The sequence below is a fragment of the Massilia sp. WG5 genome (assembly GCF_001412595.2).
Taxonomy (GTDB): domain Bacteria; phylum Pseudomonadota; class Gammaproteobacteria; order Burkholderiales; family Burkholderiaceae_D; genus Telluria.
Genome location: NZ_CP012640.2, coordinates 2,588,086 through 2,613,413 on the forward strand (window position 1 = coordinate 2,588,086; position 25,328 = coordinate 2,613,413).

Annotated in this window: 22 protein-coding genes; 15 read left to right on the top strand and 7 right to left on the bottom strand. The window is 65.4% G+C overall.

What is annotated here, in order from left to right; translation table 11 throughout:
* Positions 1-5: 5 nt before the first annotated feature.
* A complete protein-coding gene (locus tag AM586_RS11450; protein WP_047821764.1) occupies positions 6-1,187 on the bottom strand; it encodes a lipid-transfer protein in 1,182 nt (393 codons plus the stop codon).
* Positions 1,188-1,275: 88 nt separating this feature from the next.
* Between AM586_RS11450 and AM586_RS11455 the strand changes: the two genes are divergently transcribed.
* The 3 genes from AM586_RS11455 to AM586_RS11465 all read left to right on the top strand — a co-directional run bounded on the left by AM586_RS11455 (position 1,276) and on the right by AM586_RS11465 (position 5,898).
* Positions 1,276-1,911, top strand: a complete 636-nt coding sequence (locus AM586_RS11455; RefSeq protein ID WP_047821763.1) for a TetR/AcrR family transcriptional regulator — start codon at positions 1,276-1,278, stop codon at positions 1,909-1,911.
* Between the two features lie 99 nt (positions 1,912-2,010).
* Positions 2,011-3,717, top strand: a complete 1,707-nt coding sequence (ybaL, locus tag AM586_RS11460) for a YbaL family putative K(+) efflux transporter (protein ID WP_047821760.1) — start codon at positions 2,011-2,013, stop codon at positions 3,715-3,717.
* A gap of 84 nt (positions 3,718-3,801) precedes the next feature.
* Positions 3,802-5,898, top strand: coding sequence for an FUSC family protein (locus AM586_RS11465; RefSeq protein WP_047821758.1), 2,097 nt, complete (start codon positions 3,802-3,804; stop codon positions 5,896-5,898).
* 67 nt (positions 5,899-5,965) lie between these two features.
* Here AM586_RS11465 and AM586_RS11470 read toward each other — a convergent pair whose 3' ends face one another.
* Positions 5,966-7,933 carry an AAA family ATPase gene (locus tag AM586_RS11470; protein WP_047821755.1) on the bottom strand — a complete coding sequence of 656 codons (1,968 nt, stop codon included), beginning with the start codon at positions 7,931-7,933 and terminating at the stop codon, positions 5,966-5,968.
* Between the two features lie 519 nt (positions 7,934-8,452).
* Between AM586_RS11470 and AM586_RS11475 the strand changes: the two genes are divergently transcribed.
* Positions 8,453-8,719: a PEP-CTERM domain protein gene (locus AM586_RS11475; RefSeq protein WP_047821753.1), complete on the top strand. Its 267-nt coding sequence runs from the start codon at positions 8,453-8,455 to the stop codon at positions 8,717-8,719.
* 111 nt (positions 8,720-8,830) lie between these two features.
* Here the strand turns inward: AM586_RS11475 and AM586_RS11480 are convergent, their stop codons facing one another.
* Positions 8,831-9,391, bottom strand: coding sequence for a DUF1697 domain-containing protein (locus AM586_RS11480; RefSeq protein ID WP_047822082.1), 561 nt, complete (start codon positions 9,389-9,391; stop codon positions 8,831-8,833).
* An 85-nt stretch (positions 9,392-9,476) separates the two neighbouring features.
* Complete coding sequence (gene gstA, locus AM586_RS11485; protein ID WP_047821751.1) at positions 9,477-10,085, bottom strand: glutathione transferase GstA; 609 nt, start codon at positions 10,083-10,085, stop codon at positions 9,477-9,479.
* A 125-nt stretch (positions 10,086-10,210) separates the two neighbouring features.
* Here gstA and AM586_RS11490 point away from each other — a divergent pair, with 125 nt between their 5' ends.
* Positions 10,211-10,543 (top strand): hypothetical protein, encoded by a 333-nt coding sequence (locus AM586_RS11490; RefSeq protein ID WP_047821749.1) that lies wholly within the window; start codon positions 10,211-10,213, stop codon positions 10,541-10,543.
* Positions 10,540-11,382 (top strand): HDOD domain-containing protein, encoded by an 843-nt coding sequence (locus tag AM586_RS11495; protein WP_047821746.1) that lies wholly within the window; start codon positions 10,540-10,542, stop codon positions 11,380-11,382. The genes AM586_RS11490 and AM586_RS11495 overlap by 4 nt, the downstream gene beginning before the upstream one ends.
* A gap of 107 nt (positions 11,383-11,489) precedes the next feature.
* Here AM586_RS11495 and AM586_RS11500 read toward each other — a convergent pair whose 3' ends face one another.
* Positions 11,490-11,882, bottom strand: a complete 393-nt coding sequence (locus AM586_RS11500; RefSeq protein WP_047821744.1) for a hypothetical protein — start codon at positions 11,880-11,882, stop codon at positions 11,490-11,492.
* A gap of 568 nt (positions 11,883-12,450) precedes the next feature.
* Here AM586_RS11500 and miaB point away from each other — a divergent pair.
* Genes miaB through ybeY form a run of 3 tightly spaced genes read left to right on the top strand, consistent with a single transcriptional unit; the run spans position 12,451 to position 15,369 of the window.
* On the top strand, positions 12,451-13,812 hold the full coding sequence (gene miaB / locus AM586_RS11505; protein WP_047821742.1) for a tRNA (N6-isopentenyl adenosine(37)-C2)-methylthiotransferase MiaB: 1,362 nt from the start codon (positions 12,451-12,453) through the stop codon (positions 13,810-13,812).
* Positions 13,809-14,918, top strand: coding sequence for a PhoH family protein (locus AM586_RS11510; RefSeq protein WP_047821740.1), 1,110 nt, complete (start codon positions 13,809-13,811; stop codon positions 14,916-14,918). Before miaB ends, AM586_RS11510 begins: the two co-directional genes overlap by 4 nt.
* Positions 14,899-15,369: an rRNA maturation RNase YbeY gene (ybeY, locus tag AM586_RS11515; protein ID WP_047821737.1), complete on the top strand. Its 471-nt coding sequence runs from the start codon at positions 14,899-14,901 to the stop codon at positions 15,367-15,369. The genes AM586_RS11510 and ybeY overlap by 20 nt, the downstream gene beginning before the upstream one ends.
* A gap of 38 nt (positions 15,370-15,407) precedes the next feature.
* Here the strand turns inward: ybeY and AM586_RS11520 are convergent, their stop codons facing one another.
* Positions 15,408-17,663 (bottom strand): xanthine dehydrogenase family protein molybdopterin-binding subunit, encoded by a 2,256-nt coding sequence (locus tag AM586_RS11520; protein WP_047821736.1) that lies wholly within the window; start codon positions 17,661-17,663, stop codon positions 15,408-15,410.
* Positions 17,664-17,675: 12 nt separating this feature from the next.
* Complete coding sequence (locus tag AM586_RS11525) at positions 17,676-18,179, bottom strand: (2Fe-2S)-binding protein (RefSeq protein ID WP_047821734.1); 504 nt, start codon at positions 18,177-18,179, stop codon at positions 17,676-17,678.
* A gap of 154 nt (positions 18,180-18,333) precedes the next feature.
* On the opposite strand from AM586_RS11525, the gene AM586_RS11530 reads away from it, so the two are divergent.
* The 6 genes from AM586_RS11530 to AM586_RS11555 all read left to right on the top strand — a co-directional run bounded on the left by AM586_RS11530 (position 18,334) and on the right by AM586_RS11555 (position 25,264).
* The gene (locus AM586_RS11530) at positions 18,334-19,218 is read left to right on the top strand and encodes an HlyC/CorC family transporter (RefSeq protein WP_047821732.1); all 885 of its coding nucleotides are present in this window, start codon (positions 18,334-18,336) and stop codon (positions 19,216-19,218) included.
* Positions 19,218-20,786, top strand: coding sequence for an apolipoprotein N-acyltransferase (gene lnt / locus AM586_RS11535; RefSeq protein WP_229411024.1), 1,569 nt, complete (start codon positions 19,218-19,220; stop codon positions 20,784-20,786). Before AM586_RS11530 ends, lnt begins: the two co-directional genes overlap by 1 nt.
* A gap of 107 nt (positions 20,787-20,893) precedes the next feature.
* Positions 20,894-21,796 carry a glycine--tRNA ligase subunit alpha gene (gene glyQ, locus AM586_RS11540; RefSeq protein WP_047821730.1) on the top strand — a complete coding sequence of 301 codons (903 nt, stop codon included), beginning with the start codon at positions 20,894-20,896 and terminating at the stop codon, positions 21,794-21,796.
* Positions 21,797-21,808: 12 nt separating this feature from the next.
* On the top strand, positions 21,809-23,905 hold the full coding sequence (gene glyS / locus AM586_RS11545; protein WP_047821728.1) for a glycine--tRNA ligase subunit beta: 2,097 nt from the start codon (positions 21,809-21,811) through the stop codon (positions 23,903-23,905).
* A complete protein-coding gene (gene gmhB / locus AM586_RS11550; protein WP_047821726.1) occupies positions 23,902-24,462 on the top strand; it encodes a D-glycero-beta-D-manno-heptose 1,7-bisphosphate 7-phosphatase in 561 nt (186 codons plus the stop codon). Before glyS ends, gmhB begins: the two co-directional genes overlap by 4 nt.
* A 70-nt stretch (positions 24,463-24,532) precedes the next feature.
* A complete protein-coding gene (locus AM586_RS11555; protein WP_109370461.1) occupies positions 24,533-25,264 on the top strand; it encodes a 1-acyl-sn-glycerol-3-phosphate acyltransferase in 732 nt (243 codons plus the stop codon).
* The last annotated feature ends 64 nt before the right edge of the window (positions 25,265-25,328 follow it).

Consider the following 25,328-nt stretch of genomic DNA (forward strand, 5'->3'; position numbering starts at 1 on the left):
TCCCCTCAGACGCGGTACATGGTGACGACGCAGGCGCCGCCCAGGCCCAGGTTGTGCTGCAGCGCGACCCGCGCGCCCTCGACCTGGCGCGCGCCCGCGCTGCCGCGCAGCTGGTGGGTCAGCTCGAAGCATTGCGCCAGGCCGGTAGCGCCCAGCGGGTGGCCCTTCGAGAGCAGGCCGCCGGAGGGATTCGTCACCACCTGGCCGCCGTAGGTGTTGTCGCCTTCGACGATGAATTTGTCGGCGCCGCCTTCCGGGCACAGGCCCAGGGCTTCGTAGGTGATCAGTTCATTGTGGGCGAAGCAGTCGTGCAGTTCGACCACGTCGAGGTCTTCGGGGCCGATGCCGGCCTGGGCGTAGACTTTCTGCGCCGCTTCCCTGCTCATGTCGTAGCCGACCAGGCGCATCATGTCGCCCGCCTCGAAGGTGCCGGGACGGTCGGTGGTCATGGCCTGGGCGGCGATGTGGACGTCGGCGCGCAAGCCATGCCTGCGTGCGAAAGCTTCCGAGACCAGCACCGCGGCCGCGGCGCCGCAGGTCGGCGGGCAGGCCATCAGGCGGGTCATCACGCCGGGCCAGATCGCGGGCGCGTCCAGCACGTCCTGTTCGCTCACCTCCTTGCGGAACAGGGCCAGCGGGTTGTTGACGGCATGGCGGCTGGCCTTGGCGCGGATGCGGGCGAAGGCGGCCAGCGGGGTGCCGTACTTTTCCATGTGCGCCAGGCCGGCGCCGCCGAAGTAGCGCAGGGCCAGCGGGATCTCCGGCTTGCCGACCAGGCGGTCGGTGACGGCGTCGAAGTCGTCGAAAGGCGCGGGGCGGTCGGTGAACACCGAGGCCAGGGCGCCGGGGCTCATCTGCTCGAAGCCCAGCACCAGCACGCACTCCAGAGCGCCGCTGGCTACCGCCTGGCGCGCCAGGTACAGCGCGGTCGAGCCGGTCGAGCAGTTGTTGTTGACGTTGACGATCGGGATGCCGGTCATGCCGACGCCATACAGCGCCTTCTGGCCGCAGGTCGAGTCGCCGTAGACGTAGCCGACGTAGGCCTGCTCGACCTCTTCGTAGGCGATGCCCGCGTCTTCCAGCGCGGCGCGGGCGGCCAGCGCGCCCATCTCGTGGTAAGGGGCGCTCGCGCCCGGCTTGGCGAAGGGGATCATGCCCACGCCGCTGACGAATACTTTCTGGCTCATGCCTGTCTCCTTTGTTTTTCAGGTCACCCGACCTAGTTTCAGACAATTATAGGTCAACTGTACTAGTCGATAAAGTATAATCGCCAACATGGAAACGCTACTCGACAGCACCCTCAGGAACAAGGTCTCCGGCACCACCGAAAAGGGCCTGGGCCGGGCCCAGGACATCCTGCAGGCGGCCCGCGCCCTGCTCGCCGCCGAAGGCTATGCCGGGCTGTCGATGCGGCGCGTGGCCCAGGAGGCCGGCATGAGCCTGTCGAACGTGCAGCACTATTACGGCAGCAAGGACCAGTTGCTGGAAGCCCTGCTGCTGACCACCATGGATGCGTTCCAGGCGAGGATGGACGGCATTGCCGCGGCCATGAGCGAGCGCTCCCAGCTGGAGCGCTTCCTGTCCACGGTCGACATGTTCCTGGAAGAGATCACCGATCCGGTCATCCACGCCCTGTTCTTCGAGATCTGGGCGCTGGCCTCGCGCAATCCCTTTGCCTCGCAGTTGATGGACAGGATGCTGGGGCGCGAGCGCAAGACCGTCTATAACATGATCCGCGGCCTGAACCCGGCCATCTCGGATGAGGAAACCATGCAGCGCGCGATCCTGATGGTGGCGCAGGTAGAGGGCCTGATGCTGTTCCGGCTCGACAAGGACCGCCGCCGCGCCCAGTTCGATGCGGTGCGGGCGTCGCTGCGCAAATCTTTGCTTACTCTGGCAACGATGCCCTGATCCGCCGCTATCTGCCGCGTTCCCGGCAGAAAACCCCGCGATCTGCCGCGATGTCGCTTATACTGGACAGGTTTATCTTGTCAAGGAGGCCACGTCCGCATGCACCACAACATCAGCCTGATCACCACCATCGCCGCCGCCCTCGGCTTCGGCCTGCTGTTCGGCATGCTCGCCGTGCGGCTGCGGCTGCCGGCCCTGGTCGGCTATCTCGCCGCCGGCGTTCTGATCGGTCCGGCCACGCCGGGCTTCGTGGCCGACGTCGCGCTCGCCTCCCAATTGGCCGAGATCGGCGTGATGCTGCTGATGTTCGGGGTCGGCCTGCACTTCTCGCTCGACGACCTGCTGGAGGTGAAAGGCATCGCCCTGCCCGGCGCGGTGCTGCAGATCGCCGTGGCCACGCTGATGGGTATGGGGGTCAGCCACTTGTGGGGCTGGGGCCTGGGCGCGGGCCTGGTGTTCGGCCTGGCGCTGTCGGTGGCCAGCACGGTGGTGCTGCTGCGCGCGCTCGAAGACCGCGGCCAGCTCGACTCCTTCAACGGCCGCATCGCGGTGGGCTGGCTGGTGGTCGAGGACCTGGTCACGGTGCTGGTGCTGGTGCTGCTGCCGGCGCTGGCCGGTCCATTGGGCGGCAATGCGCCCGGCGGCCATGGCGCCGGCGATTCGCTGTGGCTGGCGCTCGGCAAGACCCTGCTGTCGGTGGGCGCCTTCGTCGCCTTCATGCTGCTGGTCGGCCGCAAGCTCTTCCCCTGGTTCCTGTGGCGCGTGGCCAAGACCGGCTCGCGCGAGCTGTTCACGCTGGCGGTGATCGCCGCCGCGGTCGGCATCGCCTACGGCTCGTCGGAACTGTTCGGCGTCTCGTTCGCGCTGGGCGCTTTCTTTGCCGGCATGGTGCTGCGCGAATCGGCGCTCTCGCACCGCGCTGCCGAGGAAACCCTGCCGCTGCGCGACGCGTTCTCGGTGCTGTTCTTCGTCTCGGTCGGCATGCTGTTCGACCCGCGCGTGCTGGTCGAGCATCCGCTCGAGCTGCTGGCGGTGGTCGCGATCATCCTGTTCGGCAAATCGCTGGCCGCCTTCATCCTGGTGCTGGCGCTGCGCTATCCGCTCAACACGGCGATCACGGTGTCGGCCAGCCTGGCCCAGATCGGCGAGTTCTCCTTCATCCTGGCTGCGCTGGGCATGTCGCTGGGCCTGTTGCCGGACCTCGGCCAGAACCTGATCCTGGCCGGCGCCATCATCTCGATCGCGGTGAACCCGCTGATGTTCAAGGCGATCAATCCGCTGCAGGAATGGCTGCGTTCGAAGTCGGACCTGGCGCGCAGGCTGGAGCGCTCCGCCGACCCGCTGGCCGAGCTGCCGATGACGGTCACGCACGAGCGCCTGACCGGCCAGGTGGTGCTGGTCGGCTACGGCCGCGTGGGCAAGCGCATCGCCCTGGAGCTGAGCAGGCAGGGCGTGCACTACGTGGTGGCGGAACAGAACCGCGAGATGGTCGAGGAGCTGCGCCGCCATGACCAGCCGGCCGTGGCCGGCAACGCCGCCGATCCGGCGGTGCTGATCCAGGCCCACATCGCGCGCGCCGCGATGCTGGTGATCGCCACCCCGGACACCTTCCACGTGCGCGCCATGGTCGAGACGGCGAAGGCCCTCAACCCGCACATCCGCATCCTGGTGCGCAGCCACAACGAGGAAGAGGCGCGCCTGCTGCGCGAAGAAACCGGCGGCACCGTCTTCATCGGCGAACACGAACTGGCGGGCAGCATGACCCGCCATGTGCTGGATGGTCTGGCGGAAGCGCCGGCGCACTGAGCGTCCGCGGGCCGCCGTCGCCGGCCCAGGCGTGCGTGGCGGATTCTTGTCGTCTTGTACAGTGGTTCCTCAGCCACTGCCGGGATGTCCGGATCCGACGACATGCAGCATGACCGCCACCTGTTTGCCTACCTGAGCGAGCGCCTGCTCGCCTCCGATCCCGCGCTCGAGCGGCTGCGCGGCGGCCTGCGCGCCGTGCTCACCGCCGGCATCTCCGCCGCCCTGTTCCTGCTCCTGACCCGCCTGCTGGGCCTGAAGTACGAGCTGTCCCTGGGCGGCATCGTGGTGCCGATGATCGCCGCCGTCGCCCTGCCGGATGCCGGGCGCCGCCAGCAGCAGGTGACGATGGCCTGGGTGCCGGTGGTCGCCAGCGCGATGCTGGTGCTGGGCAGCCTGGTGTCCGGCAATCCATGGCTGAGCGGGGGCTGCTTCCTGCTGACCATCTTCGCGGCCTTCCAGGTGCGCCGCTTCGGCCCGCGCGCCGGCGGCCTGGGCACGATCGCCTACCAGTCCTTCTTCTACGCCCTGCTGCTCAAGGTGCCGCCTGCGAAGGCGCAGTGGGTTCCGCTGTTCGTGTTCATCGGCTGCGCCATCGCCTTCGGCATCCGGTTCTGGCTCGTGCCGGAGCATCCCGGCCGCATGCTGCGCAGCGAGCTGCGCGCCTGGCGCGCCCGCATCGCCGTGCTGCTGCATGATCTCGCGCGCCGCCTCGAACATGGCGGCAAGGCTGCGGACAAGCGCATCGAGTCCCACCTGGCGGCCCTGAACGAACAGTCGCTCGGACTGGAATCGCGGCTCGCCGATTTCGCGAAGGCGCCGGAACACGGCGATGCCGCCGCCTTGCGCGATGAGGTGCTGCACGGCGAGCTGGCGGCGGAAGCCGTCGACGCGGCCGCGCGCGGCGCGGGCGGCGCCGCCGAACCGGACCGGCAGCGGCTTGTGGAGGGCTTGCGCGCGCTGGCGCACCAGGTCGGCCACGAGCATGCGATCGATCCTGCCGCCTGGGCTGCGCGGCACGAACCCGGCGCCGGCGCACTGCCCGAGGCGCTGCGCTGGCGGTTGCGCCGGGCGCTCGAGTCGCTGGCCAGCCTGCCCTCGCTGCGCCGACCCTTGCCGGCCATGTGCGACGAGCGCCAGCCTGCGCCTGCCTCCGCACCAGGCGGCGCGGGCAGCACGGACCAGGGCTGGCCGGACGACAGCACCCGGCGCGCCCTGCAGGCTTGCGCGGCCGCGCTGGGCGCGCTGCTGGCCGGACACGCGCTGTCGGCGGACCACTGGTTCTGGGCGGTATTCGCTTCCTTCGTGGTGTTCGCGCGCACGGCCACGGTCGGGCAGACCCTGTCGGGTGCATGGCGGCAGATCCTCGCCACGGTCGGCGGCGTTTGCGTCGGCATCGCGGCGGCGGAACTGGTGCACGGCAACCGCGGCGTCGAGCTGTCGCTGCTGTTCGTCTTCATCGCGGCCGGCTTCTACGCCTTCCACGGGCTGCAGAACGTCTACACGGTGCTGCTGAGCGCCATGCTGGCCATGCTGTACGAACTGATGGGGATGGACAGCGAAGGCCTGCTGCTGCTCAGGCTCGAGGAAACCGCGATCGGCGCGCTCAGCGCCATCCTCGCCGCCCGCCTGGTGTTCCCGGTCCATACCCGCGATGAATCCGCGAGCAAGAGCGCCGGACTGCTGCGGGCGGCGGGCAAGCTGTTGAGCGCCGTCTGGAGCGACCCGCAAGCTGCAAGCTTATCCACGGCGCGACGCGAGGCGATGCGCGAACTGGACCGCAAGCGGGAGGCGCTGCGCAAGGCGCTCGGCCCGGTCACCGGGACGGACTATCCGGGCTCGAAGGACAACCGCCGCGAACACGTGGCGCGGCTGGCGCGCATCGCCTACTGCGTGCGCCATGCCTGCGCGGTAGCGCTCTACCATGCGCCGCGGCTGGCGCAAGCGGCATCCCTGCGCGACGCCGCCGACGTGCTGGCGCCGCGGCTGGAGGACTCGGCCGCGCTGCTCGAATCGCCGGAACGGCGCAAGCAGCCGCAGGCGGCCTTGCCGGCGCTGGCGCCGCCCGCGGTGGACGAGGACGCCGACGCCATCCCGGCCCGGCTCGCCGCCCGCTGGATGCAGGAGACCGACGACGCCCTGCGCGCGCTGCGCGACGAGCTGCCGGCGCCAGGTAAACCATGAAAGCGGCCATAAAAAAACGGCGGACATCGCTGTCCGCCGCTTCATTCATTGCTGCCGTCGATCGCGATCAGGCGACCGCTTCGCCGGTCTCCGCGCACAGTTTCAGGCTGGCGTGGCGCGCCGCCTTCAGGCCTGCCATCAGGGCGTCCTTGTGCTCTTCCAGCAGGGAGAACACGGCGTCCTTGGACAGCACGTACTGCTCGAGCAGGGTGTCCTTGAGGGCGACGATCACCTTTTCGTAGTCGCGGATCGCGTCCAGCGTGTAGCTGTACAGCTCATCGGACTTCTCCTCGACCTGGCGCAGGGTGTGCTCGCCCGAGGCGTCGTTGGCAAGCTGGCTGTAGTCGATCTTGGCGCGCGAGTACATCGACAGGCGGCCCACCATCAGGTTCAGCATCTTGGTGATCTTCTCGATGTCGTTCTGGCTGCCGACCGAGATGCCGCGGGCGCCATAGAACAGCTCTTCCGCCGCCACGCCGCCGTACAGGCCGATCACGTCGCGCTCCAGCTCTTCCAGGGTCCGCAGCGACATGTCGTCGCCCGACTGCAGCACGTAACCCAGGGCGCCGATCTTCGACACGGCTTCGGTGCTGATCTTCAGCAGGTGCGATTTCTCCTTCACTTCGTCCAGGCTCATGCCGGCGCGCAGGAAGGGGTCGATCTGCATGAAGAAGTGGCCCAGTTCGTGCACGGCGATGCGCTCGCGCTGCTTGTGCTTCTCGGCGGTGGTGGCGCGGTCGGTCAGGCCGATGGTCGCACGCTCATACGCACGGAACAGCAAGTCGGTGTTGATGATGACCTTTTCCTGGATCGACAGCATCGATGCGCGCTCGACCACGGATTCCAGCAGCGCCGGGCTCAGGTTCTGGGTGATCTCGGCCACCTGGTCCAGGTCGAGGTCGTCGTAGTCGACCAGGCCTTCCTTCTTACGCGACAGGAAGCTGCGCAGCAGCTCGCGGCGCTCGGCCTTGTTCGGCAGGCGGAAGTTGATCTTCACCGAGAAGCGGCGCAGCATCGCTTCGTCCATCTCGGTCGAGGCGTCGTCGAAGTTCGAGGCGACGACCCAGATCACGCCCTGGCCCTTGTCGCTCTTCACGCCGTCCAGCAGGCCCAGCAGGGTGTTGGCGGTGTCGTCTTCCCATTTCTTTTCGCTGCGGCCGCGCGGCATGAACAGGCTCTGCGCCTCATCCAGGAAGATGATGCAGCGGCCCTTGCTCGAGGCCTTGCGGTACAGGGCGTTCAGCGCCTTCGAACCGCCGCCGACGTAGCCCGATTCCAGCGCCGAGCCGGAGGCCTGGATCAGCGGGATGTCCAGGCGCTTGGCCAGGTAGCCGACCAGTTTGGTCTTGCCGGTACCGGCAGGACCGGTCAGCATGACGTTGAAGGGCTTGTCGATGTTGTGCTCTTTGTACAGCTCGCGGTTGCGGATCATGTCTTCCAGGTGGAGGACTTCCTGCTTGATGTCTTCCATGCCGATCAGGTCGTCCATCGAGCCTTTCAGCTTGTCCGGCGAGATCAGCTGGGCGTTGCCGTTCATGCCCGGGATGCCGAATTTCATGGCGTACAGGATCACCAGCAGCACGGTCAGGTCGAGCGCGTGACGCTTCAGGAAGGACAGCACGTCGGAACCGAAGCCTTCGTTCTCGTCCTGCAGCACAGCCTTGTGCGAGGCCAGGTAGTCGTCCTTGGCGATCGAATACGGGATCGCGTTCTTCAGCAGGACTTCACGCTCCAGCGACAGGTGCGAGGTGCTCGGCACCTTCACCACGTGCAGCTGCGGCGCGCCCTTGAACTTGTAGATGTAGCGCGGTGCGTCGGACAGCGGATGGGCCACCAGCAGGTAATCCAGGCGGTCCTTCTGGGCGGCCAGTTCCGTGATCTCGGAAATATTCTGCGAATGGACCACCGGAGAAGGATCCTGCGGGACGTCGGCCTTGTAGATGAACCAGCCAACCAGCATGCCTAACAATACGGCAGTCGCAATACGGACATAAACATTCTTGAAGGCAATTTGGAGTCGGGCAAAATTGGGCATATATCAGTACTCTTTAATCTGAAAGGTGCTTCACGACATTGATATTGCGTGCCTTCCGAAGTGCCGAGTGGACGCGAAAGGCGGCGGTGCATTGGGACCGCATGGGATGCAAACGTAGTCGTCTGCTATTGTTTTGATGCCCGAAGGCAATGGGGATATGGAGACTATACCCCCAAAGAAAAGATAGGTGTATACCGTGCGCCGAAAAAATTTTGAGACACAACACTGATGATCAAAACGCTACCGGTTTTCTTTATGATTTCAACAAGTTAGCTAGAAAAAACGCAAAACAAACGCATTTATTTGCTTATTAACCAAGTAATAAAGAGATAATAAGTTTTGATTCGGATAAGGCAAAAAAGAATTCATTTTCTAATTGCTGAGTTACTGGTAACAAGACGTAACGCGCGCAATTCAAACTGCATTTTTGTTATGCTGGATCAGAACCCGGATGCGTGATCGGAGGGGGCATTGCCGGGTCATGCCGGTATTGTCGCCAGACATTTAGAAGGAATGACCGTGAAACGATACGTTCTTGCCGCAACACTCAGCCTGCTCTTCGGCAGCGCCGCCCAGGCCGCTGCCATCGACCTCGACGCCCACGCCATCCGCATCCATCGCCTTGCCGATATCTCGGCGGTTGCGCGTACAGAAGTGGTAGCACCGCCCTCGCCTTCCATGTCCGAGCTGCCGGAACCGGAAGTGTTTGCAATGATGCTGGTAGGGCTGGTCCTGATCGGCTACCGCGCGAGCCGCGACAGCAGCGAGAAGTTCAAGAAGGACTGACAGGAAAGGACGGGAAGTGATCGACGGCGCCGATGGCGCCGTTGTCGTTTGTGCGGTCGACGTACCGATGTTTCCCATATGGGGACGGAACCGCCGTTCGCAAGAGGCCGGTCAGGCCGCCTCCATGCACAGCGTGTGGAGCTTGAGCAGGGTCGCCCAGTTGCGCGAGGTGGTGGTATCGCCCAGCTGCTTGCCGAGCGCGGCCGCAGCGGCGCTGTCGAGAATGCCGCCCGGGCACCAGACATAGGCGGCGCGCCCGCCCAGCGCGGCCGCACCCGGATGCCAGTTCTGGCCGCACAGGGCTTCGAGCGACTCCCGTATCTGCGGATCGGCATGCGGGCTCGACAGAACGAACACCAGCAGGCGCGCATGGTCCCCGGCCTGGCCGAGCAAGGGATTGCCGGCAATGACGGCAGCGAGTTCTTCGGCGTCGAGCACCAGCACCCGCGCCGCCACGCCCAGTTTCAGCACCAGCGCGTCTTCGATCTCGCCGGCCACCTCGTCCTGCGGCCGCGCCGGCCCGCTGAACACGAGGTTGCCGCTGTTGAGAACACTGCGCACTTCGGCATAGCCAAGATCACCGACCAGCTTGCGGAGGTCGGCCATGGCGATGCGTTTTGCGCGCCCGACATTCACGCCCCTCAGCAGGGCGACATAGCATTTCCTTGTCATGGCGCGCATGGTACCTTGCCGACGGGCGGATGGCGTAACACACTTATGCCGGCCTTAAACCTGCTCCGACCGGCGGGACAGGTCCTTACTTGAGCAGGCCTTCGGCGCGCAGCGCCTGCTGCACGGCCGGACGGGCCGCGATGCGCTGGGTGTAGGCGGCGAACACCGGCCATTGCGCCAGATCAAACTGGACGAAGTTGGCCCAGCCCAGCACCGTGAACAGGTAGCCGTCGGCCACCGTGAACTGCGAACCCATCAGGTAATCGCGGCCTTCCAGCTGGCTGGCCACCCAGCCCAGGCGGTTGCTCAGGTTGGCGCGCGCCGCTTCCTTCATTTCCTCGGTCGAGGTGGGGCGGAACAGCGGGCTGAAGTTCTTGTGCACCTCGGTCGAGATGAAGTTCAGCCATTCGACCAGGCGATAGCGTTCCAGGGTGCCGTTGACCGGCGCCAGCTGGCGATCCGGGGCCAGGTCGGCGATGAACTGGACGATGGCCGGGCCTTCGGTCAGCACGGCGCCGTCGTTCAGCTCGAGCGCCGGCACATAGCCCTTCGGGTTGATCTTCAGGAAATCGGCGCCGCTGGCGGTCTGCCTGGCGCGGATGTCCACTTTCTCGGTGGTGAACTCCAGGCCTGCCTCGAGCAGGGCGATATGAGGAGAGAGCGAGCAGGCGCCGGGGCTGAAATACAGTTTCATGGTTGTCCTATCAAATAAAAGCACGCCGAGAATACAACAGTTTTCGTCGGCTTGCCGGGCCGGCCGGGGCTTTCACCCTAGCCGGGTGGTAATATAATTCCGTTAACAAAAAGCAAGAGGCAAGTATGAACGGGGCTTATCAGCTGGTACCCCTGGCCGATGCCGAACCGGGCATGGTGCTGGGCGAGATGCTGCGCGACGGGAACGGAAACGTGCTGCTGGCGCAGGGCGTGGTGCTGAGCGAGGGCATGCTGGCCTCGCTGGCGCGCCATGGCGTCGAGCTGTTGCCGATCCTCGCCGCCGGCCGTCCCGAACCCGTGGTCGATCCGGCCCGCGTCCAGGACAGGCTGGACCGGGTATTTCGCAAGCACGAGCGCGGCAACCACGGCGACTGGGCCAGCAACATCCTGCGCCAGTACATCGAGGACTATCGCCTTGGACGCGAGGTGCAGCGATGAGCATGCTGACCCCAGAACAATTGGCCAAGGATGTGCAGGACCTGCCTTCCCTGCCCGCCGTCGTGATGGAACTGCTCAGCAACATCGAACAGGAAAATATCGATATCTCGGTACTGGCGAAAAAAGTGTCTTACGACCAGGCCCTGACGGCCAAGACGCTCCGCCTGGCGAACTCGTCTGCCTTCGGCCTGCAGGTCAAGGTAGCGACGATCCAGCAAGCCATCACCTTCCTGGGCTTCCAGACCACCCGCAACCTGATCACGGCAGCCGCCGTCACCGGCTGTTTCCCGAACGGACGCTGCCCCGGCTTCAACGACAAGGCTTTCTGGCGCCATTCGATCGCGACCGCGGCTTGCGCCCGCTCGCTGGCGCGGCGCCTGCGCTTCAACCAGGATGTCGCCTTCACCGCGGGATTGCTGCACGATATAGGCCGGCTGGTGCTGGTGAGCGGCCATCCGCAGGCCTATGCCGAGGTGCTGGCCTGGCGTAGCCGGCACGATGGCGAAATGCTGGATGCCGAGCGCGCCGTACTGGGCGTCGATCATGTGGAGGCTGGCGTCGCCTTGGCCGAGCACTGGAATTTTTCGGACATGATGCGCCAGGCGATTGCCTGGCACCACGCGCCCGAAACGCCGGGCGCGGGTTTTCTGGCTGCCATCGTCCATGTTGCCAACGCGGTCGTGCATGCGCTCGACCTGGCGGGCGAAGAGGATGAATTGGCGCCGTCGCTGTCCAGTGTGGCCTGGGACGCGATGGGCTTGAACGAAGAGGCGTATCTGGATCTGTTCCGGGAAACGGAACAACAACTGGAAGAAATGTCGGCCATCCTGATGGTGTGAGGTCTTTCAACCTCCAGGCTCAAGATGGCCTAAGTAACGGCAGCAGGCGCGAACCGCCGCCGGGTCTGGCCGAAGGCATGACAGGACCGGCTGTCATGCCCACGGCGTCAGTGCGCATAGTTGCCGGATTTGGAAGCGTCGCTCTGGTCTTGCGGCTGGGCTTGCTGTTGCTGAGCGGCTTGCTGCGCAGCGGCCTCTTTTGCAGCTTTCTCTTCGGGTTTCGGACGGCCTTGTGCGTCCGACAGGCGATACTTGGTGCGGCGGTCGCCCATCAGGTCGCGCAGGTCGCGGATGCTCATGCCGGTCACTTCGTGCATACGGATCAGCAGCGACGCGCCGACCGGCAGGCGATGGTGACGGATCTTGCTGATCACCGGCGGAGCGACTTCCAGCATACGCGACAGTGCTGCGTCGTTCTTCAACTGCATCTTGCCGAGCAGGATGTCCAGCAAGTGGTTCGGGTTGTAGCTTTCCTGTGAAGACAGAGCGTGATGTGCCATGATTACCTCGTGAGTGGTTAAAATAGTTCTCTTACGAACTTTGTTAAAGACTTCGTTTCGTCAACATAAGTTCCCGGATCACGTTACCGAACGATCAATCGACTGTGCGCCGACAACGACCCGGACCCCGTGCGCTCCCTAACTCGCTTCCCCTACGAACTTGTTTTTCGAACAAATTATCAAACTCATACGTCGCGTTCACATTCGACCTGAGCACGAAAATCATTGGTCGAAATCAAGCTATCGTTTGGAAAGCTTGTCATACAGTCATTTCAGCACATGGTGACAGATTGTGGCGCACGCAAGAGTTTTCTTTAACTAAATTTGCACTTGCAGTTCCGTAGGAACTCTTTGATTTACAAGAAGAAATAAATCAAGTCGTGCCAGCAAGAACAAACATAACAGCTTGCAATGCGATTTCAATATTTAACAATGTAACCAACTGTATCAGAGATTTTTCCTTAGAAATTTATCATTCCCAGCAGCACCGAAATCCCGCGCACACGCCCATTTCCTGGGGCGTTTCCGATTTACGGTAAACTGGACTTCACTTGTCAAAGCATCAGCCATGCAGAAAAAAGTATTCATCAAGACCTTCGGTTGCCAAATGAACGAGTACGACTCGGACAAGATGGCGGACGTGCTCGGCGCGTCCGAGGGACTCGTACGCACCGACACTCCGGAAGATGCCGACGTCATCCTCTTCAACACCTGCTCGGTGCGTGAAAAGGCCCAGGAAAAGGTGTTTTCCGACCTCGGTCGCCTGAAGGAACTCAAGCGCGGCAAGCCTGACCTCGTGATCGGCGTCGGCGGCTGCGTCGCCTCCCAAGAGGGCGAGGCGATCGTCAAGCGCGCGCCCCACGTCGACGTGGTATTCGGCCCGCAGACCCTGCACCGCTTGCCGCAGATGCTCCAGGCGCGCCGTGCGAGCGGCGCCGCCCAGGTCGACATCAGCTTCCCGGAAATCGAGAAGTTCGACCACCTGCCGCCCGCCAAGGTCGAGGGTCCGGTCGCCTATGTCTCGATCATGGAAGGCTGCAGCAAGTACTGCAGCTACTGCGTGGTGCCGTATACCCGCGGCGAGGAAGTCTCGCGCCGCTTCGAGGACGTGCTGACCGAGGTCGCCGGCCTGGCCGCCCAGGGCGTGAAGGAGATCATGCTGCTGGGCCAGAACGTGAACGCCTACCGCGGCGCGATGGCCAGCGGCGAGATCGCCGACTTCGCCTTGCTGCTCGAATACGTGGCCGCGATCCCCGGCATCGAGCGCCTGCGCTTCGTCACCAGCCACCCGAAGGAGTTCACCCAGCGCCTGATCGACGCCTATGCGACGATCCCGCAGCTCGTGAACCACCTCTACCTGCCGGTGCAGCACGGTTCCGACCGCATCCTGCAGGCGATGAAGCGCGGCTACACCGGTCTCGAATACAAGTCCATCATCCGCCGCATCAAGGCGGTGCGCCCCGACATCTCGATCTCGTCCGATTTCATCGTCGGTTTCCCCGGCGAGACCGACGCCGATTTCGAAGCGATGATGAAGCTGGTGGAAGACGTCGGCTTCGACAACAGCTTCAGCTTCATCTTCAGCAAGCGCCCCGGCACCCCGGCCGCCAACCTCGAGGACGACACCCCGCACGAGGTCAAGCTGGCGCGCCTGCAGCGCCTGCAGGCGAGAATCGACCTGAACACCCGCAAGACCAGCGCCGCCATGGTCGGCAGCGTCCAGCGCATCCTGGTCGAGGGTCCGGCGAAGAAAGGCCAGGGCGAGCTTGCCGGCCGCACCGAAAACAACCGCATCGTGAACTTCGCCCCGGGCGAACTCGGCGAGGCGCTGGTCGGCCAGCTGGTCGACGTGCGCATCACCGAAAGCCTGGATTACACCCTGCGCGGCGACCTGGTCGCCAGCATTGATACGATTGCCAAAGCCAGTTGAAAACTCAAACGCCTACCCAGCCGTCGTACTTCTTCCCCGAGCCGCTCGATAACACGCGGCTCGCCCATCTCTGCGGCCCGCTCGACGAGAACCTGCGCCAGATTTCGGCCGCGCTCGACGTCACGATTTTCCGGCGCGGCGAGAAATTCATCGTCAGCGGCACCAACGCCGAGCGCGCGGTCGAGCTGCTCGAGCGCTTCTACGCGGTGGCCAACAAGGTCGTGCCGATCGAGGAAGTGCAGCTGGCGCTGGTGGAGCAGCGCGCCGGCCTGAAACCGAGCTTCGAACCGCCCGCCGCCGCCGCCGAGGCGAAGAAGGAGCCGGGCGAAGTGGTCAGCGAGGAAGCCGAAGAACTCGAACGCGACGAGTCCGGCGAGCTGGTCAGCCCGATGCTGAAGACCCGCCGCAGCGACCTGCGTGGCCGCACCCCGCACCAGATCCAGTACCTGAAGGCGGTGCTGGAACACGACATCAGCTTCGGCATCGGCCCGGCCGGCACCGGCAAGACCTATCTCGCGGTCGCCTGTGCGGTCGACGCGCTGGAACGCGACGCCGTCAAGCGCATCATCCTGACCCGCCCCGCCGTCGAAGCCGGCGAGCGCCTCGGCTTCCTGCCGGGCGACTTCGCGCAGAAGGTCGACCCCTACCTGCGCCCGCTGTACGACGCGCTGTACGACCTGCTCGGCTTCGACCGCACCCAGAAGCTGTTCGAAAAGCAGGTCATCGAGATCGCGCCGCTGGCCTTCATGCGCGGGCGCACGCTGAACCACGCCTTCGTGATCCTGGACGAAGCCCAGAACACGACGGTCGAGCAGATGAAGATGTTCCTGACCCGGATCGGCTTCGGCAGCAAGGCCGTGGTCACCGGCGACGTCACCCAGGTCGACCTGCACAAGACCCAGCGCAGCGGCCTGGTCGATGCGATGCACGTATTGAAGGACGTGCGCGGCATCGCCTTCAGCCAGTTCTCCAGCGCCGACGTGGTGCGCCACCCCCTGGTGGGCCGCATCGTGGACGCCTATGAAAAATCCGCGTCGATGCAGGAGCTTGGCGCCCTGCCCGGCGTGGCCAAACCGGTAGCCCGAAATGCAAGAAAAAAAGCATAAGCTGGAACTCGACGTCCAGTATCCCGACACCCGCCTGGAAGCGGAGATCACGCCCGCGATGATCGAACGCTGGGTCCAGGCCTCGCTGCTCGGCCCGGCCGAACTGGCGATCCGCTTCGTCGACGCCGCCGAAGGCCAGCAGCTCAACCGCGACTACCGCGGCAAGGACTACGCGACCAATGTGCTGACCTTCGCCTACAACGAAGGCGCCGAACTGGCCGACGACGAGCCGACCCAGGCCGACATCGTGCTGTGCACCGACGTGCTGCAGCGCGAGGCCGAGGAGCAGAAGAAGACGGTCGAGGAACACACCGCCCACCTGGTGGTGCACGGGGTGCTGCACGCGCAGGGCTTCGACCACGAGAACGACGAGGAAGCCGAGGAGATGGAACAGCTCGAGCGCGACATCATGGAAGCGCTCGAGTATCCGGATCCGTACGCCGAAAATTAGAAACAAACTTGGGTCCCCGCCTGCGCGGGAACGACGTGTCAGGCTTTCTTGAGCTGCTCCCCGATCGGCAGCTTCCTCACCCGCTTGCCCGTCGCCGCGAACACCGCGTTCGCGATCGCCGGCGCAATCCCCGACGTGCCGGGCTCGCCGATCCCGCCCGGCTCGTCGTGGCTGTTGACGATGTAGACCTCGACCGCCGGCGCCTCGTTCATGCGCATCACGCGGTAGTCGCCGAAGTTGGTCTGCTGCACCCGGCCCTTCTCGAAGACGATCTGGTCCCACAGCGCGGCGCTGGCGCCGAACACGATGCCGCCTTCCATCTGGGCGACGATGGTGTCCGGGTTGATGTTCTGGCCGCAGTCGACCGCGCACACCACGCGGTGCACGCGCACGTCGCCGTCCGGGCCGACCGAGACTTCCGCCACCTGCGACATGTAGCTGCCAAAAGCGAATTGCGCCGACACGCCGCGCCCGACCTTGCGTCCCGCCACCGGTTTCAAGGGCCGGCCCCAGCCCGCCTTCTCGGCCGCCAGGTTCAGCACCGCCAGCGTGCGCGGTGATTTTTGCAGCAGCGCGCGCCGGAACGCGACCGGGTCGGTCTTGCCCGCATACGCCAGCTCGTCGATGAAGCTCTCGACCACGAAGACGTTGTGGGTGGGGCCGACCCCGCGCCAGAACGCGGTCGGCACGCCCGGCGGCTCGTGGCGCACGTACTCGACGCGCATGTCGGGAATCGCATACTGGATGTCGGCCGCGGCTTCCACGGCGTCGGGGTCGACGCCGTTCTTGACCATCGGCGGCGCGAAGCGCGACATGATCGAGGAACCGGTCACGCGGTGGAACCAGGCGACCGGCATGCCCTTGTTGTCGAGCTTCGCCGACAGGCGGTCGTAGTAATAAGGGCGGTACATGTCGTGCTGGATGTCCTCCTCGCGGGTCCAGATCACCTTCAGCGGGCCCTTGGCCAGCTTGGCCAGCGCCACCGCCTGGATCACGTAGTCGACTTCCAGGCGGCGCCCGAAGCCGCCGCCCAGGTAATGGTTGTGCACCTTGACCTTCTCGACCGGCAGGCCGGCGACCTTCGCCGCCGCGCCCTGCGCCAGCGCCGGCACCTGGGTGCCGACCCACAGGTCGCAGCCGTCGGCGCGCAGGTCGACCGTGCAGTTCATCGGCTCCATGGTCGCGTGCGCGAGGAAGGGCAGCTCGTAGACCGCGTCGATGCGGCGGCCGCCATCCTGTCCCAGCACCTTCAGGGCATCGCCCTTGTTGGTGGCGACCGCGCCGGCGCCCTCCGACGCCTTGGCCATGTCGGCCACGATGCCGGCGGTGCTGACGCCGGCGTTGGCGCCGTCGTCGAATTGCGGCGCGGCCGCCGCCAGGCCCTGCTTGGCGGTCCAGAAGTTATCGGCCACCACCGCCACCGCGCCTTCGATGCGCAGCACCTGGCGCACGCCCTTGACCGCCATCGCCTTCTGCTCGTCCACCGAGGTCACCTTGCCGCCGGTGACCGGCGAGGCCGCCACCGCCGCGATGCCCATGTTGGGCAGGCGGGCGTCGATCCCGAACAGGGCCTGGCCGTTGACCTTGACCGGCGAATCCAGGCGCTTCATCGACTTGCCGATCAGGGTGAAGTCGGCCGCGTTCTTCAGCGTCACGGTCTGCGGGAAGTGCAGCTTGGAGGCGGCGTCGACGAACTGGCCGAAGTGTCCCGAGCGGTTCGAGGCGTCGTGGCGGATGGTGCCGGCGACCACCTTCAGCTCTTTCGCGTCGACGTTCCAGGTCTGGGCCGCCGCCTGCACCAGCACCGTGCGCACCTTGGCGCCGGCCTCGCGCAGCGGCTTCCAGGCGCCGCGTACCGAGGTCGAGCCGCCCGTCACCTGCCCGCCCAGCATCGGGTCGGCGTACAGGCTGTTGTCGGCCGGGGCCTGCTCCAGCTTCACCTTCGACAGGTCGGCGCCCAGCTCCTCGGCCAGCAGCATCGGCATCGAGGTGAAGGTGCCCTGCCCCATCTCGACCTTGTGAATGATCAGCGTGACCAGGCCGTCGCGATCGATGCGGATGAAGGCGTCGTGGGCCAGGCCCGGCGCCTCGTTGGAAGCGGCGGTGGCGGCCTGGCCGACGGCCTTCTCGGAGGGCGGTTCCTTGCGGTCGTTCTGCCCTTCCTTGCCGCCGCCCGCGCGGCTGCAGCCGAACAGCGAGAAGCCGAACAGCAGGCTGCCGCCGGCCACGGCGCCGGCCTTCATGAAGCCGCGGCGCCCACTCGATACTGTCGATACTTTATCTTTGGTTTCCATGTGCGCTCCTGATCAGGCTTTGCGGGTGGGGGCCGGCTGGGCGGCCGGGGCCACGGCGGGCGACGGGGTCCCCGCCGCGATTTTTATCGCCTTGCGGATCCGGCCATAAGTACCGCAGCGGCAGATATTGCCCGACATCGCGCCGTCGATATCGGCGTCGCTCGGCTTCGGGTTCGCCTGCAGCAGCGCGGTGGCCGACATGATCTGGCCCGACTGGCAATACCCGCACTGCACCACGTCCACCTGGCGCCACGCATCCTGCACCCTGGCGCCGACCGGATCGTTGCCGATCGCCTCGATGGTCGTGATCTTCTTGCCCGCCGCCGCCGAAACGGGAGTGATGCAGGAGCGGATCGGCTGGCCGTCCAGGTGCACGGTGCAGGCCCCGCACAGGGCCACGCCGCAACCGAACTTGGTGCCGGTCAGGCCAAGTACGTCGCGGATCGCCCATAGCAGGGACATGTCGTCGGGGACATCGAGGTTGGTCGTGGTGCCGTTGATATTCAGGGCGGGCATGGCAAAACTCCTTCGGTAGCGAATGAGCAACTATATGGCAAGCACGGCCTCAGATGGCGCACACATCCTCGAGCTACGCGAGCTGCATAAAAAACAGGCATCTCGGGTTTTGGTGTATCCTAATGCCCATTGCAACAACGGCTTCACGCCAACTATGCCCGAGCACCCTGCTGACGTCCGCACGGATGTCAAAACCCACCGGTCCCTCTTCGAACGGTTGACCGCACTGATCTCTCCCGAGCCCGAAAATCGCGCCGAGCTGCTCGAAGTGCTGCACGACGCCCACGAACGCAACCTCATCGACGCCGACGCCCTCTCCATGATCGAGGGCGTGTTCCAGGTATCCGACCTGTCGGTGCGCGACATCATGGTCCCGCGTTCGCAGATGGACGTCGTCGACATCACCAAGCCGATCGAGGAATGGCTGCCGGTCGTGCTGGAAACGGCGCACTCGCGCTTCCCCGCCATCGAGGGCGAACGCGACAAGGTGGTCGGGATCCTGCTCGCCAAGGACCTGCTGCGCTACTACGCCGAGGAATCCTTCGACGTGCGCGACATGCTGCGTCCGGCCATCTTCATCCCCGAATCGAAGCGCCTGAACGTGCTGCTGCGCGACTTCCGCGCCAACCACAACCACATGGCCATCGTGGTCGACGAGTACAGCGGCGTGGCCGGCCTGATCACCATCGAGGACGTGCTCGAACAGATCGTCGGCGACATCGAGGACGAATACGACTTCGACGAGGAAGAGGACAACGTCCTGTCGATCAAGGAAGGCCAGTTCGGCCCGCGCTGGCGCGTCAAGGCGCTGACCGAGATCGAGCAGTTCAACGAAGAGATCGGAGTCGACCTGCCGGAAGACGACGTCGACACCATCGGCGGCCTGGTCGCCAGCCACCTGGGACGCATGCCGCACAAGGGCGAAGTCTTCGACCTGGACAACCTGCGCTTCGAAGTGCTGCGCGCCGACGCCCGCCAGATCCACGTGCTGTTGGTCGAAAAACTGCCGACGCGCGATAGCGACGACGAGCACGACTGATGATTTTGCGCCGCCGTACCCGCCCGGCCGTCGCGCCGGACCCGGCGCTGCGCGGCACCCGCCCCAGCTTCACCGCCCTCGGCTTCGCCATCCTGGCCGGCGCCCTGAGCCTGTTCTCCTTCGAACCCTTCGGCTGGTGGCCGCTGCAACTGCTGTCGCTGGCCTGGCTGTTCTACCAGGTCGGCATGGGCAGCTCGACGCGCCGCGCCACCCTGCTCGGCTGGGCCTTCGGCTTCGGCTGGTCGGTGGCCGGCATGCACTGGCTGTACATCTTCATGACCCGCTTCGCGCACCTGCCGGCCTTCCTCGGCGCGCTCGGCGTGATCCTGCTCGGCCTCTACATGGGCCTGTTCGGCGCGCTCACCGCCGGCGTCGGCACCTGGCTGCGGCGGCGCTGGTCGCTGCCGGTCAGCGCCTTCCTGCTGCTGGTGCTGCCGATCCTGTGGGGCGTGACCGAATGGATGCGCGGCTGGGTCTTCACCGGTTTCCCCTGGGCCGCCTCCGGCTATGCGCATGACGGCGCGCCGCTGGCCGGCTTCGCGCCGCTGGTCGGCGTGTACGGCATCGGCGTGCTGGTGGCGATGTGCGCCGGCTGCCTGGTGATGCTGACCCAGCGCCGCAAGCTGCCGGCGGTCGGGCTGTTCGCCGCGCTGATGCTGGCGGGCGCCGGCCTGCGCACCGTCGAATGGACGCAGGTGACGGGCCAGCCGCTCAGCGTGCGCCTGTTGCAGGGGAATATTCCGCAGGACCGCAAGTTCGACCTGGCCTTCCTGACCAGCATCCTGGACACCTATCAAGGCATGATCACGGCCGCGCCGGCCGACCTGATCGCCACGCCGGAGACGGCGATCCCGGTCTTCGCGAACCAGCTGCCCCAGGCTTACCTGGAAGGCCTGCAGCGCTTCGCCGCCGACTCCGGCAGCACGCTGGCGGTCGGCATGCCGCTGCTGGACGGTCCCGGCAAGTACTCGAACAGCCTGGTCACGATCGCACCGCGGCCCCAGGCCTACCGCTACGACAAGGCGCACCTGGTGCCCTTCGGCGAATTCATTCCGCCCGGCTTCCGCTGGTTCACCGACATGCTGAACATCCCGCTGAGCGACGCCACCCGCGGCGGCGAGCTGCAGGCCCCGTTCGCCGTCAAGGACCAGCTGGTGCTGCCGAATATCTGCTACGAAGACGTGTTCGGCGAAGAGATCGCCTACCAGCTGCGCCATGCGCCGCGCCCGGCGACCATGCTGCTGAACGTGTCGAACCTGGCGTGGTATGGAGAGTCGACCGCGGTTCCGCAGCACCTGCAGATCTCGCGCATGCGCACGCTGGAGACCGGCCGCCCGATGCTGCGCGCGACCAATGACGGCGCCACCGCCGTCATCGACCACCGCGGCAGGATCGCGCAGGTGCTGCCCTTCTACAAGGAGGGCGTGCTGACGGCCACCGTGCAGGGCACGACCGGCATGACGCCCTATATCCGCTTCGGCAATTACCTGTTCCTCGCCCTCGGCGCGCTCGGCCTGGGCGGCGCCTGGCTGAGCGGCAGGATGCGCAATCGTCGCCAGGAATCGTGATTCGAATTCGAGTCAGCCGTCAAAAACCGCTAAAATTGGTGTTTTAGCAAACTCACCGTGTTCGTGGCCCGTGTGCCCGAAGCCGAACCATAGCTCCACGCCCAAAAATGCTCACATTCCAACAAATCATTTTGACCTTGCAAACCTACTGGGACAAGCAAGGTTGCGCCCTGCTCCAGCCGTACGACATGGAAGTCGGCGCGGGCACTTTCCACACCGGCACCTTCCTGCGCGCGATCGGCCCCGAACCCTGGCGCGCCGCCTACGTGCAGCCCTCGCGCCGCCCGAAGGACGGCCGCTACGGCGAGAACCCGAACCGCCTGCAGCACTATTACCAGTACCAGGTGGCGCTCAAGCCGGCCCCGGAAAACATCCTCGACCTCTACCTCGGCTCGCTGGAAGCGCTGGGCCTGGACCTGAAGAAGAACGACGTCCGCTTCGTCGAGGACGACTGGGAAAGCCCGACCCTGGGCGCCTGGGGCCTGGGCTGGGAAGTCTGGCTGAACGGCATGGAAGTGACCCAGTTCACCTACTTCCAGCAGGTCGGCGGCCTGGATTGCAAGCCGGTGCTGGGCGAGATCACCTACGGCATCGAGCGTCTCGCGATGTACCTGCAGGGCGTGGAAAACGTCTACGACCTGGTATGGACCGATTGGGAAGAGAACGGGGTCACCAAGCGCCTGTTGTACGGCGACGTGTTCCACCAGAACGAGGTCGAACAGTCGACCTACAACTTCGAACACTCGAACACCGAACTGCTGTTCCAGGCCTTTAACAACCACGAGTCCGAAGCCAAGCGCCTGATCGAACTGGCGCTGACCCTGCCGGCCTACGAGCAGATCATGAAGGCCTCGCACAGCTTCAACCTGCTGGACGCGCGCGGCGCGATCTCCGTCACCGAGCGCGCCGCCTACATCGGCCGCGTACGCACGCTGTCGCGCCTGGTCGCCCAGGCCTATTACGATTCGCGCGAGAAGCTCGGCTTCCCGATGCTGCCCAAAGCCGTTTAAGAACAGAACACCATGAACCAGACCTTACTTGTCGAACTGCAGACCGAAGAGCTGCCGCCGAAGGCCCTCGTCAAACTGGGCGCCGCATTTGCGAACGGCATCGCCAATGGCCTGAAGGCGCGCGACTTCCTCGAAGCCGACAGCGTCGTCACCGCTTACGCCACCCCGCGCCGCCTGGCGGTATCGATCACCAATGTGCGCGCCACCTCGCCGGACAAGGCGATCCGCGAGAAGGTGCTGCCGGTCGCGGTGGCCCTGGACAAGGACGGCAACCCGACCGCGCCGCTGGCCAAGAAGCTGGCCGCGCTGGGCTTCCCCGACCTGAAGATTTCCGACCTCGAACGCGCCCAGGACGGCAAGGCCGAGAGCTTCTTCTACAGCCATACCGCCCCCGGCGGCGTGCTGGCCGACGGGCTGCAGCCGGTGCTGGAGGAATCCGTCGCCAAGCTGCCGATCCCGAAGCTCATGAGCTACCAGCGGCCAGGCGGCGAGACCGTGCAGTTCGTGCGCCCGGTCCACTCGCTGCTGGCCCTGCACGGCGATGCCGTCGTGCCGCTGTCGCTGCTCGGCCTGTCGAGCGGCCGCGCGACCCTGGGCCACCGCTTCCTGTCGAACGGCCAGCCGTTCGAGATCGCCCATCCCGACCAGTACGCCACCACGCTGAAGGAGCAGGGCAAGGTCGTCGCCAGCGCCGAAGAGCGCAAGGAATCGATCCGCACCCAGCTGCTGGCCAAGGCCGGCGCCGACCAGGTGCTGATGCCGGAAGCGCTGCTGGACGAAGTCGCCGCCCTGGTCGAATGGCCGGTGGTGTACGAGTGCCGGTTCGAGGAAGTGTTCCTGTCGGTGCCGCAGGAATGCCTGATCCTGACCATGCAGACCAACCAGAAGTACTTCGCGCTGACGGACAGCGCCGGCAAGCTGCGCTCGCGCTTCCTGATCGTCTCGAACCTGCAGACCGACGACCCCAGCGCCATCGTCGGCGGCAACGAGCGCGTGGTGCGCCCGCGCCTGTCGGACGCCAAGTTCTTCTTCGAGCAGGACAAGAAGAAGTCGCTGGAGTCGCGCCTGCCGCTGCTGGCCAACGTGGTCTACCACAACAAGCTCGGCACCCAGCTCGAGCGCACCCAGCGCGTGACCCGCCTGGCCGGCGCCATCGCGCGCCGCCTGGGCTACGACATGCTGCTGGCCGAACGCGGCGCCCAGCTGGCCAAGGCCGACCTGCTGACCGACATGGTCGGCGAGTTCCCGGAGCTGCAGGGCATCATGGGCACCTACTATGCCCGCAACGACGGCGAGCACGAAGAAGTGGCGCTGGCCGCTTCCGAACACTACCAGCCGCGCTTCTCGGGCGACGCCCTGCCGTCGACGAATACCGGCCTGGCCGTGGCCCTGGCCGACAAGCTGGAAACCCTGGTCGGCATCTGGTCGATCGGCCTGCAGCCGACCGGCGAGAAGGACCCGTTCGCACTGCGCCGCCATGCGCTGGGCGTGATGCGCATGCTGGTCGAGAAGCGCCTGGCGCTGGGCATTTCCGAATTGCTGCTTGACGCCGCCGGCGTGTTCGACACCATGGCCGCTTTCAAGGATCCGAGCCAGGAAGTGACGGCCTTCATGCTGGACCGCCTGCGCGGCATGCTGCGCGACCGCGGCTTCTCGCCGAACGAGGTGGAAGCGGTGCTGGCCCAGAACCCGGACCGCGTCGACGACGTGGTGCAGCGCCTGGAAGCCGTGCAGTCCTTCGCCGCGCTGCCGGAAAGCGCCTCGCTGGCGGCCGCCAACAAGCGCATCACCAACATCCTCAAGAAGAACGAGGAAGCGCTGGCCCAGGCCGGCTCGGTCGACCCCGCCCTGCTGCAGGACGAGGCCGAGAAGAAGCTGTACGCCAGCATGCAGCGCGTGCAGCCCGAGGTCGACGCCGCCTTCGAGCGCGGCGACTTCAGCGGCACGCTCAAGACCCTGGCCCAGCTGCGCGACGACGTCGACGCCTTCTTCAACGACGTGATGGTGATGGCCGAGGACGTCAAGCTGCGCAACAACCGCCTGGCCCTGCTCGCCATCCTGCACCGCATGATGAACCGCGTGGCCGACATCTCGAAGCTGGCCGCATGAAGCTGGTCATCCTCGACCGGGACGGCGTCATCAACCATGACTCCCCCGAATTCATCAAGTCGCCCGCCGAGTGGATCCCGATCCCGGGATCGCTCGAGGCGATCGCGCGCCTGAACCAGGCCGGCTACCGTGTGGTGGTGGCGTCGAACCAGTCCGGCATCGCGCGCGAGCTGTTCGACATCACCACGCTGAACGCGATCCACCAGAAGATGCACGCGGCGGCCCAGCTGGTCGGGGCCGACATCGACGCCATTTTCTTCTGCCCGCACGCGGCGATCGATAACTGCGATTGCCGCAAGCCGAAGGCCGGGATGTTCGAGGAAATCAGCAAGCGCTTCAAGCTCAGCCTGAAGGGCGTGCCGACCGTCGGCGACTCGCTGCGCGACCTGCAGGCCGGCTTCATCAGCGGCTGCGTGCCCTACCTGGTCCTGACCGGCAAGGGCGAAAAAACCCATGCGACCGGCGGCCTGCCGCCGGGCACCCAGGTCTTCCCCGACCTGGCCGCGATGGTGACGGCCTTCCTCAAGCAATCTGCCGCTAGCCCGCCCTCTGCCTGATCTGCTAAGCTAAAGCTGAGCTAAGATAAGCCGAACCACTCGCCCGATCCACGTTCCGGAGACTATTTCTTTGCGTACTGCCACCCTGTTCCTGCGCTCCCTGCTGTTCACGATCATCATGATCGTCGCCACGGTGGTCTGGGCCTGCGTCTGCTTCCTCGCTGCGCCCTTCAAGTACAACACGCGCTTCTGGATCACCTCGCGCTGGAACGTCTTCATCATCTGGTGTGCCAAGGTCATCTGCGGCATCCGCTACCAGTTCAAGGGCTACGAGAATCTGCCGACCGGCCCGGCGATCCTGCTGTCGAAGCACCAGTCGGCCTGGGAGACCATCTTCCTGCTGCCGAACATGACGCATCCGCTGGTCTTCGTCTTCAAGAAGGAAATCCTATACATCCCCTTCTTCGGCTGGGCCATGGCGCTGCTGCGCATGATCCCGATCGACCGCAAGCGCGGCAAGCGCGCCTTCGCCGACGTGGTCAGGCACGGCAAGCGGCGCCTGGCCGACGGCCAGTGGATCATCATGTTCCCCGAGGGGACCCGCATCCCGGTCGGCCAGAAAGGCCAGTACAAGAGCGGCGGCACGCGCCTGGCGATTGCCGCCGACGCCGTGGTCGTCCCGATCGCGCATAATTCAGGTGAGTGCTGGCCCAAGAACTCCTTCATCAAGAGGCCGGGCCTCATCACCGTCTCGATTGGCAAGCCGATATCGCCAGAAAACCACACTCCCGACAGTCTGATGCAAGAGGTCGAAAATTGGATAGAATCGGAAATGCGCGTCATTTCGCCCCACGCCTACTGAGGTACCTGAATGAGCTGGGCGCGCAGACCAAGGCACCATCCAAAGCACCATCGCTGCAGCCCAC